This is a genomic window from Mucilaginibacter gotjawali, assembly GCF_002355435.1.
In the GTDB taxonomy this organism is placed as follows: domain Bacteria; phylum Bacteroidota; class Bacteroidia; order Sphingobacteriales; family Sphingobacteriaceae; genus Mucilaginibacter; species Mucilaginibacter gotjawali.
On sequence record NZ_AP017313.1, the window covers coordinates 2853954 to 2871711 of the forward strand.

Genomic DNA, 17758 nt, shown 5'->3' on the forward strand with positions numbered 1-17758 from the left:
CAGCATACCCGGATCTGCCAAAGGGGAGCACTATCGGTCACTTGTTTGTTCGCCCGTAATAACTAACATAGTTAGGAACTTGCCTGCTGTTTTCGGGAAACAATTCCTAAATTTGGCCGAAAATTCAACATTTTGAAACAACAAAAACGGATCATTCTTCTTGCCCTAATTACCAGTTCCATACTGATGATAGCTAAATTCGGCGCATACTTTTTAACAGAATCCAATTTTGTGCTTACTGATGCGGCTGAAAGTATTGTAAATGTGCTGGCAAGCTCATTTGCGTTTTTCAGCATCTATCTGGCGGCCCAGCCCAGGGACGAAAATCATCCTTATGGCCATGGAAAAGTGGAATATTTTTCGGTTTTCGTTGAAGGTTTTTTGATAGGTATCGCGGCAATTACCATCATTATTAAATCGGTATACGGTTTAATTTATCCCAATGCCATTCACGACCTCATCACGGGCGCTTCGATTATAGGTGCAACAGGCATCGTAAACGGCGTCTTGGGCTGGTACATGACCCGTAAAGGTAAAACGTTGCCATCTGTTACCATTGAAGCAGATGGAAGGCACCTGTTAACCGATATGGTTACCAGTATTGGCCTGGTTACCGGTTTATTGCTCATTCATTTTACTCATATTTTATGGCTGGATAGCGCCTTGTCTATCGTTGTAGGCTTGTATATTTTATATAATGCTTACCAACTGGTACGAAAATCAGTAGCCGTATTAATGGATGAAGCTGATTTTACAGTGGTAAAGGAGGTAATAGAGGTGCTGAATGAAAACAGAAATGTGTCGTGGATAGACATCCATAATTTCAGGGCCCAAAAATATGGTAATGAGCTGCATATTGATTGCCATTTAACTTTACCCAACTATTTTAATTTGAATGAAGTTCATGAACAGGTTAAGTCGATAGATACGATCACCAATTCGGAAGTAACAAAAACAGAGTGGTTTATCCATACTGACCCATGCCTGCCCGAGTGTTGCTATTATTGTAATATGCCGGCATGCCCCATCAGATCGGAACCAAAAACTGCGGACATCGCCTGGACGTTGGACAAAATTATCCGTAACAGAAAACACTTTGAATAATGTATCCTTTTAATGTACGTGTTTATGGCCTGCTGATCAATGATCACAACGAGGTACTGATCAGCGATGAACAGGAATATGGTATGCGCTTTACTAAATTCCCCGGTGGCGGCCTTGAACCCGGCGAAGGTTTGATTGATGGCCTGAAACGTGAGTTTTTGGAGGAATGCAATGCGATAGTAGAAGTGATCAGCCATTTTTATACCACTGATTTTTATGTAAAATCTGCTTTTAATGATTCGCAGGTGATCAGCGTTTATTACAGCGTTAAAAACCTGGAAGAGTTGAATTTGAATTTTAAAACCCTGGTTTTTGATTTTGACGGTGAAGGGGAAGTGTTGCAAGCTTTCAGGTGGGTAAAATTGGCAAACCTTGCGAATGAAGATTTTCTTTTCCCAACCGATCAGCATGTAGCTAAACTTTTAACAGGCAGCATATGGATTTAACAGACAGGGATTTAAAAGTAATTTGGCACCCATATACGCAAATGAAAACGGCAAAGCCGCCAATTCCGATTGTTAGGGGCGAGGGGGCTTTATTGTTTGATGAGAACGGCAAAAAATATATTGACGCAGTTTCTTCCTGGTGGGTAAATATCCACGGGCATGCGCATCCATACATCGCAAAAAAAGTATCTGAACAATTATATAAGCTGGAGCATGTTATTTTCGCAGGTTTCACCCATGAAGGTGCGGTTGAACTGGCCGAACGCCTGCTTCAGATACTGCCAAAAAATCAACAAAAAGTTTTTTACTCCGACAATGGATCAACTGCTGTGGAAGTTGCCATAAAAATGTGCCTCCAATACTGGCATAACAAGGGTGAAAACCGCACGAAGATCATCGCATTTAAGAATGCATACCACGGCGACACGTTCGGCGCTATGGCGGTAAGCGGCCGCAGTGCATTTACAGCCGCTTTTGACCGGTTATTGTTTGAGGTTGAGTTTATTGATCTTCCAAACGAAGATAATATCCAAAATCTCACATCTTATATCTCACATCTCAAATCTAAAACCGCTTGTTTCATATTTGAGCCGCTGGTACAGGGCGCGGGAGGTATGCTGATGTACGACGCCGCGTATTTGAATGAGCTGATGGCACATTGCCGCAAAGAAGGTATGTTATTGATCGCCGACGAGGTTTTTACAGGCTTCGGGCGTACCGGGAAAAATTTTGCCTGTAATCACGTGCAGGAACAACCGGATATTATGTGTTTTTCGAAAGGATTAACAGGCGGTACCATGGCCCTGGGCCTTACAACGTGCACGCAAACTATTTATGATGCTTTTTTGTCGGATGATAAACTAAAAACACTGTTTCACGGACATTCGTTTACGGCTAACCCGGTGGCAATAGCTGCGGCACTTGCCAGTTTGGATTTGTTCCTTGATCCATCAACCCTAAAAAACATCAAAAGAATTGCCGCAAAACACATGGCGTTTGGCAAAAAAATAACAAACCATCCAAAAGTTAAAACCATCAGGCAAACAGGCACAATTTTCGCCATGGAATGGGAAACAGGCAGCAATACTTCCTATTTCAATTCCCTGCGGGACATACTTTACCAGTACTTTTTAGATGCCGGCATTATTTTAAGGCCACTTGGCAATACCATCTATATTTTACCTCCGTATTGCATTACTGATGACGAACTGAATTACATTTACGCCAAAATTGAACAAGCATTGGAGGCACTTTGATTACACCGATTTTAGGAGTGATTTCACCGATTAGCGTATGATTTCACTGATTAGAAATTTAATCGGTGTAATCAAATAAAAATCAGTGTAATCACAAAAAACAATCAGGGAAATCACAAAATAATAATATGGAATTAAACGAACTATTACCTTTAATAATTGCAGATAAACAATTGCATGCCAAATGGTTAAATACTTTATCCTTGATGGAAAATACGGGCGCCCGTAAGATCTCCGCCAGTGAGGATATGGAAACGGTTACGTACATTATTTTAAAACACGCTGCCGAAGAACATCGCCATGCTTTTTACCTGAAGAAGCAAATTGAAAAAACCGGCATCGATACATGCCAGACTTATGCAAGCCAATATTTGTTAGCGCCTGCCTATAGCCGCTATTATTTAAACCAACTGGATATTGATGTTTGCAGATATCTGAAAAACGAACTTAAGCTCACGGGAAAAGAACTCAGGTTTGCAGCTTACCTGCTGGTAACTTATGCCATTGAAGTAAGGGCAGATGAACTGTACCCCATTTACCAGGAAGCTTTAGAGAATGCAGGCAGCAAGGTAAATGTAAAATCGATCATTTTAGAAGAAGAAGGGCATCTGGAAGAGATGATCAATCAGCTTAAATCTTTTTCGCCTGATTGGGAAACTCACGCCGCGAAAGCAGTGGCGTTTGAAAGTAGCTTGTTCAATAAATGGGTATCAGCGTTAGCCGAAAGTTTGCAGTTTTCAGTGGGCAGCTTGCAATAAAAGAATTCTTACTGCCCACTGAAAACTACTAACTGCAAACTTAATTTCCTCCGCTCATCGCTTTCAGATCATCCATGGTGATCTTATCGTAATCAGCAGAGAATCCGAATGTGCCGGCAGGTGCTTTTTCGTCACTAATAGCAGTAACAGTTATAACAGACGCCTGTCCGCGGTTAAATGAGGTGTATTGGATAGGTACACCGCCGGCTCCGGCATACAGGTCAGAACCGGCACTTGGCGGAAGTGTTATATCATTGGTAACCCAAACATCATAGGTCTTATTGTCCTTAGCGTCGGTTGCTACCACTTTTTTGCAGTTAAAGCCCGAGATCTGCTTGGTCTCGGTAGTTGGCGCAAAAGTGAACTTAGGCAAGGCGGCTTTCATCTGGTCAACTTCGTCAGGGTTGGCGATAGCTGCTTTTTTTACCGAAAATGACGGCACGTCAACAACAACTGCAAAATATGTTTTTGCAGCATTACTTAATATTTTTATGGCCGCCGGGCCCGCCTGGAATGTAAGGGCAGCTGAATCAGGGCTAAAATAAGCCTTCATGGTTGTTGGCTGACCATTCATGTCTCCAATCATGGTAATTAATCCCTGCGTATAGGCTTTTTGTGCATTTGCACTAATAGTGGTTGCTGTAAGCGCTATGCCCAGGGCAACGAAAAAAAGTTTGATCTTCATAAATTCAGATTTGTTTAATTCAATTTAGTTTTTGATAGTTTAAGTACAAATTTTACTATTTTTTTTAACTTTTATTTAGATATTGAAATAATAGAATTGTTACGTTTTAATATATTAAAGTTAACATGTTCTGTGTTAAGTTGTTTAGTCCATTCATTTATTTTTGCATCGGAATTGGAGCCATCAATAATCACGGCAGCGCATTCGAAATTGCGGTGAATGCCATTTAACGCATTATCAGGGTTGCCCGTTATATAAATATAGTTGGTTTTTATTTTTTGGCGAAAATCATTTGCATAAAGTTCTTTGCCTGGCATTAAAACTGTGGTATTTAAAAACTGAACCAGGCCATATTTCTTCCTGATCCAATCAGTATTGATGTCCTGGTCTAAATTATACAGCTTTATATCGCTTACCTGGCAGCTATCCAAATAAGGTTGAACGGAATACGCATAAGTTTTGTCGGTGCTTTTCAAGTCTGATAAAACGATGGCTTTGTTCCCATCTTTAAATATGATCCCCTGGTGCTTTTTAAGGTTTAGCCAAACAATTTCTTTTGAATCGGATTGCCGGATACTTTTTATACTAAAACTAATGCACAGCGTGAGCGTACAGATCAGGCTGAATTTAAGCAGCCAAAGTTTTCTGTCGTATAAAAAATAAAACAGGCTGATAATGATAGCATATAGTATGAAGTATTCAGGTATAGTGAGCCAGATTTTACTGATAACCGAATAGGGGGCATGTTCGATATAAGCAAGTCCCTTATTCATTATAACAATGGTTTTTTCGAGGACAAAGGCTATAGATGCCGATACAACCGGGATCTTCGGCAGCAATAAAAAAAGTATACCGCCGTACATCACCAACGCCGCCGGGACTGCCACAAAAAGGTTGCTGATTAAAAAATAAACCGGGAACTGGTGAAAATACAAAGCACTGATTGGAAAAATTACCATCTGCGCCGCTATTGATACCGAACAAAGCGCCCACGCTTTATCAACCCATTTATTTTTAAACTTTTGCCATTGATAAACTACCGGCTGCAGCACAATTAACCCGGATACCGCTATAAAGGATAGTTGAAACCCCGCCTCCGTAATAAAAAAAGGATCGTAGATTAGCAGCACAAAAGCCGAAACGGCCAGCAGGTTTAAGGTATTGATATACCGCCTGGATGATTTCCCGATAATAACCAGGCTTACCATTACATCAACCCGGCAAACCGCCAACGAAAACCCGGTGAGCATGGCGTAATACCAGATGACTGCCAGGATGATGGCCGCCCGGATCAGCTTGCCGTACTTATATGGGTTTAAAAACTGAAGGAGAAAGGACAACAGCAGGTACAGGATGGCCACCTGCGAACCTGAAACCGTGAGTACATATACGGTTCCCGTGTTTTTGTAGGCTTGCAAAATATCTTCACTTAAATCAGCCTTGTAACCTAATAATAGGGTAGATGCTACAGCTATGGCGCCGGTATCCCGCATATTAAGTTTGATCTCCTCCACCAGGTGTTGCCTTAATCTTAATGAATGCGCAATCAGCGGGTTGCCCGTATGGGCTGCTATCACTTTGTATTGTTTTGGAAAAAGAAATGCCTGGTAATAGATGTTTTTATAGGCCAGGTATTTTTTATAATTAAATTCCGCCGGGTTAAAAGGCGGATCAATGGGTTTATATTTTGCGGGGATCAGCAGTTCGTCGCCATAATACAGGTGATTGGCCGCGCTGTCTTTGATGGTAACCAGCAAAGTGCCGCTTGTTTGTTTGGGTATTCCATTGTTTTCAGATGCTTCTACTTTGGCGGAGAAGCGCAATAGCCCGTTTTTTAATAGAGGTTCATTATTGATGCTTATAACAAGATATTGAGCTGTGTTTTTTGAAAAATGATCTTTCGCGTCGCGCTCGCTGTTTTTAAAAACAATGATACAGCCAAATAAAAACAAGATAACAGCAATAAGTGAACCGCCTAACCAGCGGTGTTTATAAAGCTTTAGCCGGGTATAATTTAGGTTGAGAAGAATAAACGCGATGCTAAAAAAAGCGAAAATGGTTACTAACCAATTGAGTTCTACTCCTGCAAAAAGGCTAAGTCCTGCAATAATACCCAATAAAAAAGGCAGCAGGAGGACAACGACAGGAATTTCGCCTTTGTGATTCGGGATCATGGTTCCGTAAACTATCGAAAAATAAAGATAGCTTTTCAAAAAGAAATTACAACTGTTCGCTAACTTCGATGAGGAATTTTTTCAGGTTTTCAAGAGAGGTGATCACCTTGATATTGTCCTTACTGGTAGCCATGTTATTTTTTAGATATTCCTTTGCGCCATTCAGCGTATATCCTTTTTCCCTTATCAGGTGAAAAATAAGTTTCAGGTTTTCCAGGTCTTCGGGAGTAAAGTAACGGTTACCCTTTTTGTTCTTTTTAGGCTGAAGGATATCAAACTCTTTTTCGTAAAATCTTATGAGTGATTGATTTACATCAAACAGGATGGCCACCTCACCCATGGTGTAGTACATCTTACTGATTTCCCGTTCTTTATATGGCATATGCAAATGTAATTGTTTAAGTTGAAGTCCGAAAGATAGAAACACAAAAGTTTTTATCTTTTAAAAAACTAATGGCAACGGGTAACTTAAAATTAGTTATTCAACTACTATCATACTATGCTGTTTGAAAATTTATTTTATATTTAGGCTTCCCCAATAATTGACATGATTAAACTTTTAGTTATTTATTTTTTGTGCCTGTTTATTTGTTTTTCAGCGATTGCTGAACCTGCGGATTCCTCAGCCACTATCACCTCATCAAAAAATAGTTATGAATTTGTTTTTAACAAAAAAGCAGGCAGGGTTGAAGTTAAAGAAATTTTAAGCACTAATTACACCGCTAACAACTATACCGTGAAGCTGCCGATCGCCGAGGTTTACAATAACAACGTAACGATTGAAAATGTAGAGGCCCGCATTGACAATCACGCTATACGTAACCTTAACCCAACCTATGCCTACTATTCTGCTGACGATGTTTTTTTTTCAGATGAGAAAATCTGCTACTTCCCCTTATACCTTTCAAAAAAAGGTTCAAACGGTAACGTGGTTTTTACAGAATCGGTAGCTGACCCCCGATATTTTACCTCCATTTATTTCACCAGTGAATTTGAAGTAAAACAACGCGAAGTATCCATCAGGATCCCGCGTTGGATGAATGCCGAAATAAAAGAAATGAATTTCGGTAATTATCATATCATGCGTTCTAAAACTTATGATAGCGGCAATGATGAAGACATTATCACTTATTATGTCCAGAACCTGCCCGCCATGCACCGCGAAGAGAATAGCCCGGGCCCAACCTATATTTATCCGCATTTACTGGTGATGTGCAAATCGGCAACTGTGGGCGGTCAAAGCTTTAAATATTTCGGTTCTACAGCCGACCAGTACGACTGGTATCGGAGCCTGGTAAAAAATATGGACAACAATAACGCTGCTATCAGCGCCAAAGCTAAAGAGATAACTGCCGGTTTAAATAATGACATGGATAAAATTAAAGCCGTTTTTTATTACGTGCAGGACAATATCCGCTATATCGCTTTTGAAGACGGCCTGGCCGGATTCAGGCCTGAAAAGGCTGATGAAGTGCTCCGAAAAAAGTACGGCGATTGCAAAGGGATGGCAAATTTAACAAAGGCCTTGCTTACCTCTGTCGGTTTTGATGCCCGGTTATGCTGGCTGGGAACCGATCATATTGCCTATGATTATAATACGCCTTCACTGGCGGTGGATAACCACATGATCTGCGCCTTAATTTATAAAGGTAAAACCATATACCTGGATGCAACACAAACTTACCTGGGCATTAATGATTATGCTGAAAGGATCCAGGGCAGGCAGGTGATGATGGAAGACGGGGATAAGTTTATTTTAAACCGTGTGCCCGTACAAAGCGCGGCCCAGAATTATGATTTTGAAACAGCTAAACTCAGCATTAGCGGCAACGATTTAAAGGGCAGCATATCGCATTTGTGGAAGGGCGAGGATAAGGAAGACGTTTTAATGGGAGTGAACAGCATTAAAAAGGAAAATACAGATGAAGCGATCAACAGGTTCTTATCAAATAACAATACCGATTATGTGATCAGTAACCTAAAGGTTTCCAGCACTACCAATCCTGACAAGGATTTTACGGCTAACTATGATGTGGAAGTAAAAAATGGTGTTTCAGTATTCAGCAAGGCTTATTATATTGACTTTGATCAGCAAAAGGAACTTTTAAACGCTGCGATAAAACTTAACGAACGTAAGCTTGATTTTTGGTTCCCGCATAAAGTTAATATATGCAGAGAGACAGAGCTAACGTTACCTGCTAACTATAAAACGTCTGGCTTGCCGGAAACATTGAATATTGTTAACCCGGATTATGAGTTTCACATCCAGTATGTACCTTCGCCCGGCAAGTTAACCTATAAAAAAAGCTTGCTGATTAAAAACACCCATTTAACAGTTGCCAAATTTGCACAATGGAACAAGGATATTGAACAGCTTGCAAAAACCTATAACGAAACTATCACTTTAAAACCTGTCAGCGAATGAAACCTTTTTTATTTTTAACTTTTGCCTTACTAACCGCTATCAACCTTTTTGCGCAGGATAATATCCCTTATGCTGAAAAGGCGATGCAAATACAAAAAGACGTTTGGGGTACTACCGTCCCTGAATTTAAATCAACTACCGTACCGGCTAATCTTGCCAATGAAAGCGCCGTTGTGCTTGCCCGGTCGTTCAGCCTGCAGCGAACATCCAAACCCCGGATCAAATTTATGATCATTACCGCCGGCGTAACTACCCGCACCATCAAATTAACAACGTATCACGAACGCGTTAAGATCAACGATAAAAGCGCTCTCGAAAATTTCTCGACGATTGAATATCAAAAAAAACTGGATAATTCCACTTCTTTCCTGTTTAATAAGTTTGGGAATGTTAAGGACACCTACATCGGCGCCAAGATCATTAAACCCGACGGCAAAGAAACCATTGTTAATACAGGGGAAGAGGTGTTGTTGAAAAACGAACAAAAAGACCAAAAAGGCAAACTGGCCATCCCTGGCCTGCAAGCTGGTGACATCCTGGATTATTATATCAGCAATTCCGATTTTTCGGAAACGGCTGCCGGAAATTCATTTAAAGACAACGATAACCTGTTTGTATTGGCCGACGAATACCCTGTTTTATACTACAGTATTGATTTTCAATATAATAAGAAAATCAAGGTCCAATATATCAATGCAAATGGCGCGCCTAAGTTTGTAGAGAGCAACAACGAAAATGATGATTTGCTGTTAAGCCTTAAATTGAGAAACCTGCCAAAATACCAAAGCGCATTGTGGACATCGCCCTTAAGGCAATATCCATATATCGAGATCGGCAGCACTTACGGTGCAAAGATCAATACCATGATGGGTTACGATTATGAGAAAGACCCGAACGCTTCCAGGTTTGAAAATAACGAATTAGGGTTTGAAAGTGCATTTAAGGAATACCCCGGCTTTAACGAGATAGAAGGAAAACTTAAAGATTATTTCGGCAGCCATAAAAATTTAAAAAATGCGCCGCTGGACAGTATCCTGAAGGTTATTTATGACGAATGGAAGTTTAATGTTTTTTGCAATTATTCAGGAAAGGAACTGGAGAGCATTAATGATATGAATTACCGTAAGGCCAGGAGCGAATACGCAGCCATCATCATGAGTATGATGCTGACCGACCTGGATATAGACAACGAAGTGCTGCTGGTGGCTTCGCGTAACAGCAACACACTGGAGAATGTTTATAACATGGACGATATGGATGCGATGATTGAAATTAATACCACCAGGCCTATGTACCTGTGCTTTGATGATATCGTGACTCATTTTAACGAGATTCCGGTGCGCTACCAGGGCGAAAAAGCCGTTGAATTGTTCCCAAAACGGCACAATGCACAACGGTATACTTTCACATCAAGTACCACCACATTGCCTGTAACCACCAGCGATAAAAACCAGGTAGAAGAAAGCTTACAGGTGAGCTTGCTGCCGTCGAATCCGCAAAAACTAAAAATAACAAGGTTGGTAAAGGAGCAGGGCGAATCACGCCATTCGGATCAGAAACTCTTGTTGCCCGTACAAGATATTGACGATGGCTACCGTGATATAGTTAAAGGCGACGAGTTGGCCAAACGGCTCAAAAAGAATGATGAAACCAAAAAAATGGTAGCAGATTACACCTACGCGTTTACTAAGGAAAAAATGGATATGGTAAAAAACTTCACGTCCGAAATTAAAAGCCAGTATGACCAGGACCCTGAACAGGTGACAGAAACGAAGATTATTAACCCGGCGCTTGAAAACAATAGCCCTGTTTTTCAGTTCAGTTCGTCATTTGTGTTGAACAACCTGGTGAAGAAGGCAGGTAACAATTATATCATAGACGCAGGGAAACTCACCGGAGGTTTTTATAAACTGGAAGATAAATACCGCAAACGGACAATTGATATTTATATGCCCTGTGCCCGCAGTTTTAAATATTCCATTTCAATAACTATACCACCGGGCTACAGTGCCAAAGGGATGGAAGAACTGGCAGTAAAAAAAGTTAATAAAACCGGGCTTTTTACTTCTTCTGCTGTTGTAGATGGCAACAACCTGATCATTACGGTAAACCGTGTTTACAACAACAATTTTGAAAAAGCTTCAGACTGGCCGCTGGTAATGGAACTGATTGACGCAGCATCTAATTTTAACTCCCAAAAAATATTGTTGGAAAAGAAGGGGTAAAGAAGTCCGAAAGTCAGTAAAGACCGAAAGTCCGGAAGAAATAGTTTGATAGGAGAATTGTTCTGTTAAACGAAGGCGCTGTAAACGCGCGTCAAAACTTCTCATAACTTTCGGACTTCCGGTCTTTCCGACTTCCGGACTTTCCTCTATCTTTGCACCTTATGACAGCTTCAGAGATACGCCAGGCTTTTTTGGATTTTTTTGCTTCGAAGGGACATGTAATCGTTCCATCGGCGCCTATTGTTATTAAAAACGACCCTACGCTGATGTTCACCAACGCGGGGATGAACCAGTTTAAATCGCTTTTTTTAGGTGAAGAAACGCCGAAATATTCCCGTGTGGCGGATACCCAGCGCTGTTTACGGGTTTCAGGCAAGCATAACGACCTGGAGGAAGTAGGGATAGATACCTATCACCATACCATGTTCGAGATGCTGGGCAACTGGAGCTTTGGCGACTATTTTAAAAAAGAAGCCATCGACTGGAGCTGGGAACTGCTGACTGAAGTATATAAAATTGATAAAGACCGCTTGTACGTTACCTACTTTGAGGGTGACGAAAAAGAAGGCCTGGAAAAGGATTTGGAAACCTACAACCTGTGGAAACAATATGTTGACGAAAGCCACATCCTCCCGGGTAATAAGAAAGATAATTTTTGGGAAATGGGTGAAACCGGCCCCTGCGGCCCATGCTCCGAAGTTCATTACGATAACCGCCCGGATAGTGAACGCGCTAAAGTAAGTGGCGCTACGCTGGTGAATGCCGACCACGACCAGGTGATTGAGATCTGGAACAACGTATTCATGCAGTTTAACCGCCTCAGGGATGGCTCACTACAGCCGTTACCTGCCAAACATGTGGATACCGGTATGGGCTTTGAACGGTTGGTGAGGGTATTGCAGGGAAAGACATCCAACTATGATACGGATGTTTTTCAGCCACTGATCCAGTTTATTGCGGAGAAAAGTGGGATACCGTATTATTTGTCTGAATCAGATTCTTTAAATATGAATGTTAACCAAGGTGTTTACAAAGAAGAAGAACAAGAAGAAGAAGAAGAAGAACAAGAAGGAAAAAACACCGATATAGCGATGCGTGTAATTGCTGATCATATTCGTGCAATAAGCTTCGCAATAGCCGATAGTCAGTTGCCATCCAATAACAAAGCCGGATATGTTATACGCCGGATTCTACGTCGTGCGGTTAGGTATTCATATCAATATTTAGGCTTTAAAGAACCCTTTTTAAACCAATTGGTGCCTTTGCTGGCTGATCAGTTTAAAGGGGTGTTTGATGAGCTGTATAAACAGAAGGATTTTGTACAGAAGGTGATTTTGGAGGAAGAGGCCTCGTTTTTAAGGACGTTGGACAAGGGTATCTATATATTTGATGATTATCTTCAAGATTCCAAACATGCAGTTGGTAATTCTATGACTGATTTAGAGATAGTCGACGAAAATATAATACCCGGGAGTTTTGCATTTTTACTTTATGATACATTTGGGTTTCCGATAGATTTAACAGAACTTATGGCCCGCGAAAATGGAAAAATTGTCGATATAGAAGGTTTTGAAAAAGCGCTCCAAGCCCAAAAAACACGTTCCCGTGCTGCCACCGCAATTGACACCGGCGATTGGGTAGTTTTAAAAGATGACGACACCGTGGAGTTTACCGGCTACGATGAAACAGAAAGTATTGCTCACGTTATAAAATACCGAAAGGTAACCGCAAAAGGTAAGGAGCAATACCAGATCGTGCTGGATAAAACACCTTTTTATGCCGAAAGCGGTGGCCAGGTAGGTGATAAAGGCGAACTGGTTTTCCCGGATGGGCAGGTAATTGAAGTAACGGATACCAAAAAAGAGAACGGCCTGATCGTTCATTTCACGGATAGTTTACCGGATATGGCCGATGATGCGCTTACTGCCATTGTTAACCCAAGCCTGCGTACCAGTACCGAAAACAACCACAGCGCCACGCATTTGCTGCACGCCGCTATGAAACAGGTTTTAGGCACACACGTTAATCAAAAAGGTTCATTGGTGAATGCCGATTACCTGCGTTTCGACTTTTCGCATTTTGCCAAAGTAACCGATGATGAACTGGCGCAGATAGAAGCCATCGTTAACGAAAAAATAAGGGAAAACATCGCCCTGAAAGAAGAACGCATGGTAGCTTACCAGGAAGCCATCAGCAGCGGCGTAACCGCCCTGTTTGGTGAAAAGTATGGTGAGTATGTCCGTGTAATCACTTTTGATGACGAGTTCAGCAAAGAGCTTTGCGGCGGTACGCATGTAAAAGCTACCGGGCAGATCGGTTTCTTTAAGATCATTGCCGAGAGCGCCGTAGCTGCCGGGGTCCGCCGGATTGAGGCCATTACCGGTATTGCTGCCGAGAATTTCATCAATGCACAAGTTAAACTGGTACACCAGCTAAGGGAATTGCTTAAAAATCCGAAGGACCTTTCAAAAAGCGTTGAAAGTTTGGTTGAAGAAAACAACAGGCTGAAAAAAGAGATCGAAAAATCCATCCTCGAAAAATCATCCGGCTTAAAAAATGAGCTGGCGGAAAAAGCCGAAGTTATTAACGGCATCAATTTTATCGCCCAAAAAGTACAATTACCCAATGCTGATGCCATCAAAAACCTGGCTTACCAGCTAAAGGATATTGTAGCTGACCTCTTCCTGGTATTGGCTGCCGACATTGACGGCAAACCATCGCTAACCGTAATGATAGCCGAAAACCTGGTAAAAGATAAGGGCTTAAATGCAGGAACGATTGTTCGCGAGTTAGCCAAAGAGATAAAAGGAGGCGGCGGCGGCCAGCCATTCTTTGCCACTGCCGGCGGCAGCGATGTAAGCGGGTTGGATAAAGCATTGGAAAAAGCGAAGACTTTCATTTCATAACCTCATTGTCATTTTGACGAAGGGAGAAATCTATACATCGTACATTACCGCTGTGCAGGTGGGAATGGTAGAAGCATAGATTTCTCCTCGTTCCTCGTCGAAATGACAACCTGTAATATTTTTTTATTGAAAAATAATAGCTGATCTTCAATCTCTAAACACAATTTATATTAATAACTTTATATTTGGCCTGCTAAAATGGCTTTTATATCAGCCTGATATTATATATGACAAATATTGCAGACGGGATAAGTGACAAATACGAATTGGTTGTAGGGTTAGAGGTACACGTGCAGTTATCTACTTTAAGTAAATCCTTTTCCTCCGATTCGGCAGCATTTGGCGGCGGGCCCAATGAACATATCAGCCCGGTTTCCTTGGGTCACCCCGGCACTTTGCCACGCATCAACAAAAAAATGGTTGAATACGCTGTTAAAATGGGCCTGGCCTGCAACTGCACCATCAATTTAAATAACACCTTCGCGCGTAAAAATTATTTTTATGCCGACCTGCCCAAAGGCTACCAGATCACCCAGGATCATTTCCCGGTTTGTATCGGCGGTTTTGTGCCGGTTCGCCTGGCGGGCGGTATAACCAAAAATGTAGCTATCCACCATATCCACATGGAAGAGGATGCGGGCAAAAGCATGCACGACCAGCTTCATGAAGATTCGATGATCGATTTGAACAGGGCAGGAGTGCCGCTGATTGAAATTGTAAGCCAGCCAGATATGCGCAGCGCCGAAGAAGCAGGCCAGTTTTTAACTGAATTGCGGAAACTGGTTCGCTACCTGGAAATTTGCGATGGGAATATGGAAGAAGGCAGTATGCGCTGCGATGCTAATATTTCGGTACGGCTAAAAGGGGAAACTACTTACAATAACCGTTGTGAGGTGAAAAACCTCAACTCTATCCGTAACGTGCAGCGCGCCATTGAGCATGAGTTTGAACGCCAGGTTAACCTGGTTGAAAACGGCGAATACATTGATCAGAATACACTGAATTTTAATGCAGACACCGGCGAAACTTCGGTTTTAAGATCGAAAGAAATGGCAAATGATTACCGCTATTTCCCTGAACCAGACCTTACCCCGCTGGTTTTAACGCACGAGTATCTTGACAGAATACGTTCCGGTATGCCTGCTCTGCCAAATGAGTTGTACAATAAATATATTGCTCAATTAGGCCTATCAGATTACGATGCCGGGGTGATTACCGCCGACAAGGACTTTGCCTTGTATTTTGAAGAGCTGGTGAAATGCACCGATAACTATAAAGCCGCAGTTAACTGGTTAATGGGTCCCGTTAAATCGTATATCAACGAATCTGGTAAATCGATGGCTGATTTTGTAATCAGTCCACTGCACTTAGCAGAAATGATCAAATTGATCGATTCAGGCAAGACCAATTATTCGCTGGCCACGCAAAAGCTTTTCCCGGCCATGTTAAAGGGAGGCGACAAAACGCCCGAACAGCTTGCCGTCGAATTGAATTTATTGATCAGCCAGGATAATAATGATGTAAGCGGGTTTATTAAAGCAGCCCTCGCCAAATACCCGGATAAGGTAATTGAATATCAAAATGGTAAAAAAGGCGTTTTGGGTTTGTTTATGGGCGAGATTATGAAAAGTTCGAAAGGAAAAATCGACCCGCAGGCAACAAACAAATTATTGATCAAAGAACTGGAGTCGAGGTAAATTATAGTCCGAAAGTCAGAAAAGTCCGGAAAGTCCGAAAGATATTGCAGAATTGTATTAAAATACCAACTTTGCATCAACTCAACAAACCTGTTGTACCCAAAAAAGATGAAGAAGCATATCCTATATTACGCTGTTATTTTATCGGCGTTGACCTTGTTTTCGTGTAACAAGAATTCATTTACTATTTCCGGTACTATAAACAATCCGGGAAGCTTAAAAAAGATCGTTTTGATCCAGCAGGATGTAAACGGCATTTCTGTTGTTGATTCTGCCAACCTTAATGAGAACGGTAAATTTGAATTTAAACACAGCACGCCTTATCCTAATATTTATGGGTTACGTGTAGGCGGTAACTTGTTTGAGTTTATTGCCAGGAACGGTGAATCCATTGATTTCAGCACCAGTATCACTGATAACACGCATTCATACACTATTTCGGGCTCTGACGAATCTGAAAAATTGAAGGATTTTAATCAGATCAATAACCTGTATGTTGACCGGACGAATAAGATAGTAGGGGAGTATCAAAATAAACTGGGAGATATCGGCAGCAAAAACCACGATTCGGTATCCAGGGCTAGAGTGCAGGATTCATTAATGAGTGTTTACAAACCCGCGTTTATGAAGGTGTTTAATGAAGGCAGTGCCGCTATCCTTAAATTTGTCAGCGAAAATAAAAAATCACTTGCGGGTTTCTACGCAGCAACTTCCCTGGATTCTATTAAATATGAATCGCAATTGATAGCCTATGCCGACACGATAAAAACTGCCGATTTTAAAGATAACCCTGCCGTACAGCGATTTATTAAAGATAAAATGGCCGCAAAGCCGGTTTCAGTGGGTCAAAAGGCACCTGATTTTACTGTTGGGGGTGTTGATGGCAAGCCGGTAAAATTATCTGATTATAAAGGCAAATATGTGATGCTTGATTTTTGGGCATCATGGTGTGGGCCCTGCAGGCGCGAGAACCCAAACGTGGTTAAGCAATATGCTATATTTAAACCACTTGGATTAAACATCCTGGGCATTTCCCTGGATACGGATAAAGGCGCCTGGCTAAAGGCAATAGGTGCCGATAAGTTATCCTGGCAACATGGGTCCGACCTCAAAAACTTTGAAGGACCGACTGAACAACTTTACCACATCTACCAGATCCCGTCAAATTTCATTATTGATCCGCAGGGAATTATCGTGGCGAAAAACATTACCGGAGCCGACCTTGAAGAATTTTTAAACAAAACGTTTCATAAGTCTCAATAAATCGTTAAAATAAAGTAACATTTAACAATTTCTTAATATTAACTTTACCATATTGTTCTTTTTTGCGCATACTTTTACGCAAAAAATCAACCTTCATGAGTAACGCAACGAAACAAAAGATCCTTATTGTTGATGATGAACCGGATATCCTGGAGCTCATTGAGTATAATTTAAAGAAAGAAGGCTACCAGGTATTTTTAGCCCGTAACGGGCAGGAAGCAGTTGCCGAAGCAAAGCGTTCCCTTCCGGACCTGATTGTGCTTGACATTATGATGCCTAAAATGGACGGTATCGAGGCTTGCCGTATTATGCGCACCATGCCCGAGTTTAAGAATACCTTTATGGTGTTTTTAACTGCGCGCAGCGAAGAATATTCAGAAATCGCGGGTTTTAATGTAGGCGCAGATGATTACATCGCCAAACCTATAAAGCCACGTGCATTGGTTAGCCGTATCAATGCGATACTGCGCCGCAATGCACCGGCCGAAGATGTTACTGAGAACAAACTGGAGATTGGCGACCTGGTGATCGACAGGGAAGCTTACCTGGTATATAAACGTGGTGTTAAAATAGTTTTAGCAAAAAAAGAATTTGAACTGCTTTACCTGCTGGCCTCAAAGCCGGGCAAAGTTTACACCCGCGAGGTAATATTAAAAAATATTTGGGAAGATTCTGTCGTAGTAACTAACCGGACTATCGACGTACATATCCGCAAACTCCGTGAAAAACTCGGTGACGATGTTGTAGCGACTGTAAAAGGCGTGGGGTATAAATTTGATGGTTAATTTACAAAGGAATTCATGATAAAGGCGGCAGGAT

13 protein-coding genes are annotated in these 17758 nt (G+C 41.6%); 10 read left to right on the forward strand and 3 right to left on the reverse strand.

What is annotated here, in order from left to right; genetic code table 11:
- The first annotated feature begins 132 nt into the window (after positions 1 to 132).
- The 4 genes from MgSA37_RS12725 (at position 133) to MgSA37_RS12740 (ending at position 3564) form a co-directional block, all read left to right on the forward strand.
- Positions 133 to 1104 carry a cation diffusion facilitator family transporter gene (locus MgSA37_RS12725; protein ID WP_096352389.1) on the forward strand — a complete coding sequence of 324 codons (972 nt, stop codon included), beginning with the start codon at positions 133 to 135 and terminating at the stop codon, positions 1102 to 1104.
- The gene (locus MgSA37_RS12730) at positions 1104 to 1550 is read left to right on the forward strand and encodes an NUDIX domain-containing protein (protein ID WP_096352391.1); all 447 of its coding nucleotides are present in this window, start codon (positions 1104 to 1106) and stop codon (positions 1548 to 1550) included. Before MgSA37_RS12725 ends, MgSA37_RS12730 begins: the two co-directional genes overlap by 1 nt.
- A complete protein-coding gene (gene bioA / locus MgSA37_RS12735) occupies positions 1541 to 2806 on the forward strand; it encodes an adenosylmethionine--8-amino-7-oxononanoate transaminase (RefSeq protein ID WP_096352392.1) in 1266 nt (421 codons plus the stop codon). Before MgSA37_RS12730 ends, bioA begins: the two co-directional genes overlap by 10 nt.
- A gap of 128 nt (positions 2807 to 2934) precedes the next feature.
- On the forward strand, positions 2935 to 3564 hold the full coding sequence (locus tag MgSA37_RS12740; RefSeq protein WP_096352394.1) for a hypothetical protein: 630 nt from the start codon (positions 2935 to 2937) through the stop codon (positions 3562 to 3564).
- 40 nt (positions 3565 to 3604) lie between these two features.
- Here the strand turns inward: MgSA37_RS12740 and MgSA37_RS12745 are convergent, their stop codons facing one another.
- From MgSA37_RS12745 to MgSA37_RS12755, 3 genes are all read right to left on the reverse strand, one after another.
- Positions 3605 to 4249, reverse strand: a complete 645-nt coding sequence (locus MgSA37_RS12745) for a DUF4412 domain-containing protein (RefSeq protein ID WP_096352395.1) — start codon at positions 4247 to 4249, stop codon at positions 3605 to 3607.
- 71 nt (positions 4250 to 4320) lie between these two features.
- Complete coding sequence (locus MgSA37_RS12750; protein WP_157750556.1) at positions 4321 to 6462, reverse strand: ComEC/Rec2 family competence protein; 2142 nt, start codon at positions 6460 to 6462, stop codon at positions 4321 to 4323.
- 7 nt (positions 6463 to 6469) lie between these two features.
- Entirely contained in the window at positions 6470 to 6805 is a 336-nt protein-coding gene (locus tag MgSA37_RS12755; protein WP_096352399.1) for a MerR family transcriptional regulator, read from the reverse strand.
- A gap of 165 nt (positions 6806 to 6970) precedes the next feature.
- Between MgSA37_RS12755 and MgSA37_RS12760 the strand changes: the two genes are divergently transcribed.
- From MgSA37_RS12760 to MgSA37_RS12785, 6 genes are all read left to right on the forward strand, one after another.
- Positions 6971 to 8848 (forward strand): transglutaminase-like domain-containing protein, encoded by a 1878-nt coding sequence (locus tag MgSA37_RS12760; RefSeq protein ID WP_096352400.1) that lies wholly within the window; start codon positions 6971 to 6973, stop codon positions 8846 to 8848.
- Complete coding sequence (locus MgSA37_RS12765; protein WP_096352402.1) at positions 8845 to 11073, forward strand: DUF3857 domain-containing protein; 2229 nt, start codon at positions 8845 to 8847, stop codon at positions 11071 to 11073. The genes MgSA37_RS12760 and MgSA37_RS12765 overlap by 4 nt, the downstream gene beginning before the upstream one ends.
- A gap of 161 nt (positions 11074 to 11234) precedes the next feature.
- Positions 11235 to 13979: an alanine--tRNA ligase gene (alaS, locus tag MgSA37_RS12770; protein ID WP_096352403.1), complete on the forward strand. Its 2745-nt coding sequence runs from the start codon at positions 11235 to 11237 to the stop codon at positions 13977 to 13979.
- A 227-nt stretch (positions 13980 to 14206) separates the two neighbouring features.
- Positions 14207 to 15676: an Asp-tRNA(Asn)/Glu-tRNA(Gln) amidotransferase subunit GatB gene (gene gatB, locus MgSA37_RS12775; protein WP_096352405.1), complete on the forward strand. Its 1470-nt coding sequence runs from the start codon at positions 14207 to 14209 to the stop codon at positions 15674 to 15676.
- Positions 15677 to 15784: 108 nt separating this feature from the next.
- Entirely contained in the window at positions 15785 to 16939 is a 1155-nt protein-coding gene (locus tag MgSA37_RS29540; RefSeq protein ID WP_096352406.1) for a redoxin domain-containing protein, read from the forward strand.
- 95 nt (positions 16940 to 17034) lie between these two features.
- Positions 17035 to 17724, forward strand: coding sequence for a response regulator transcription factor (locus MgSA37_RS12785; protein ID WP_096352407.1), 690 nt, complete (start codon positions 17035 to 17037; stop codon positions 17722 to 17724).
- Positions 17725 to 17758: the final 34 nt, after the last annotated feature.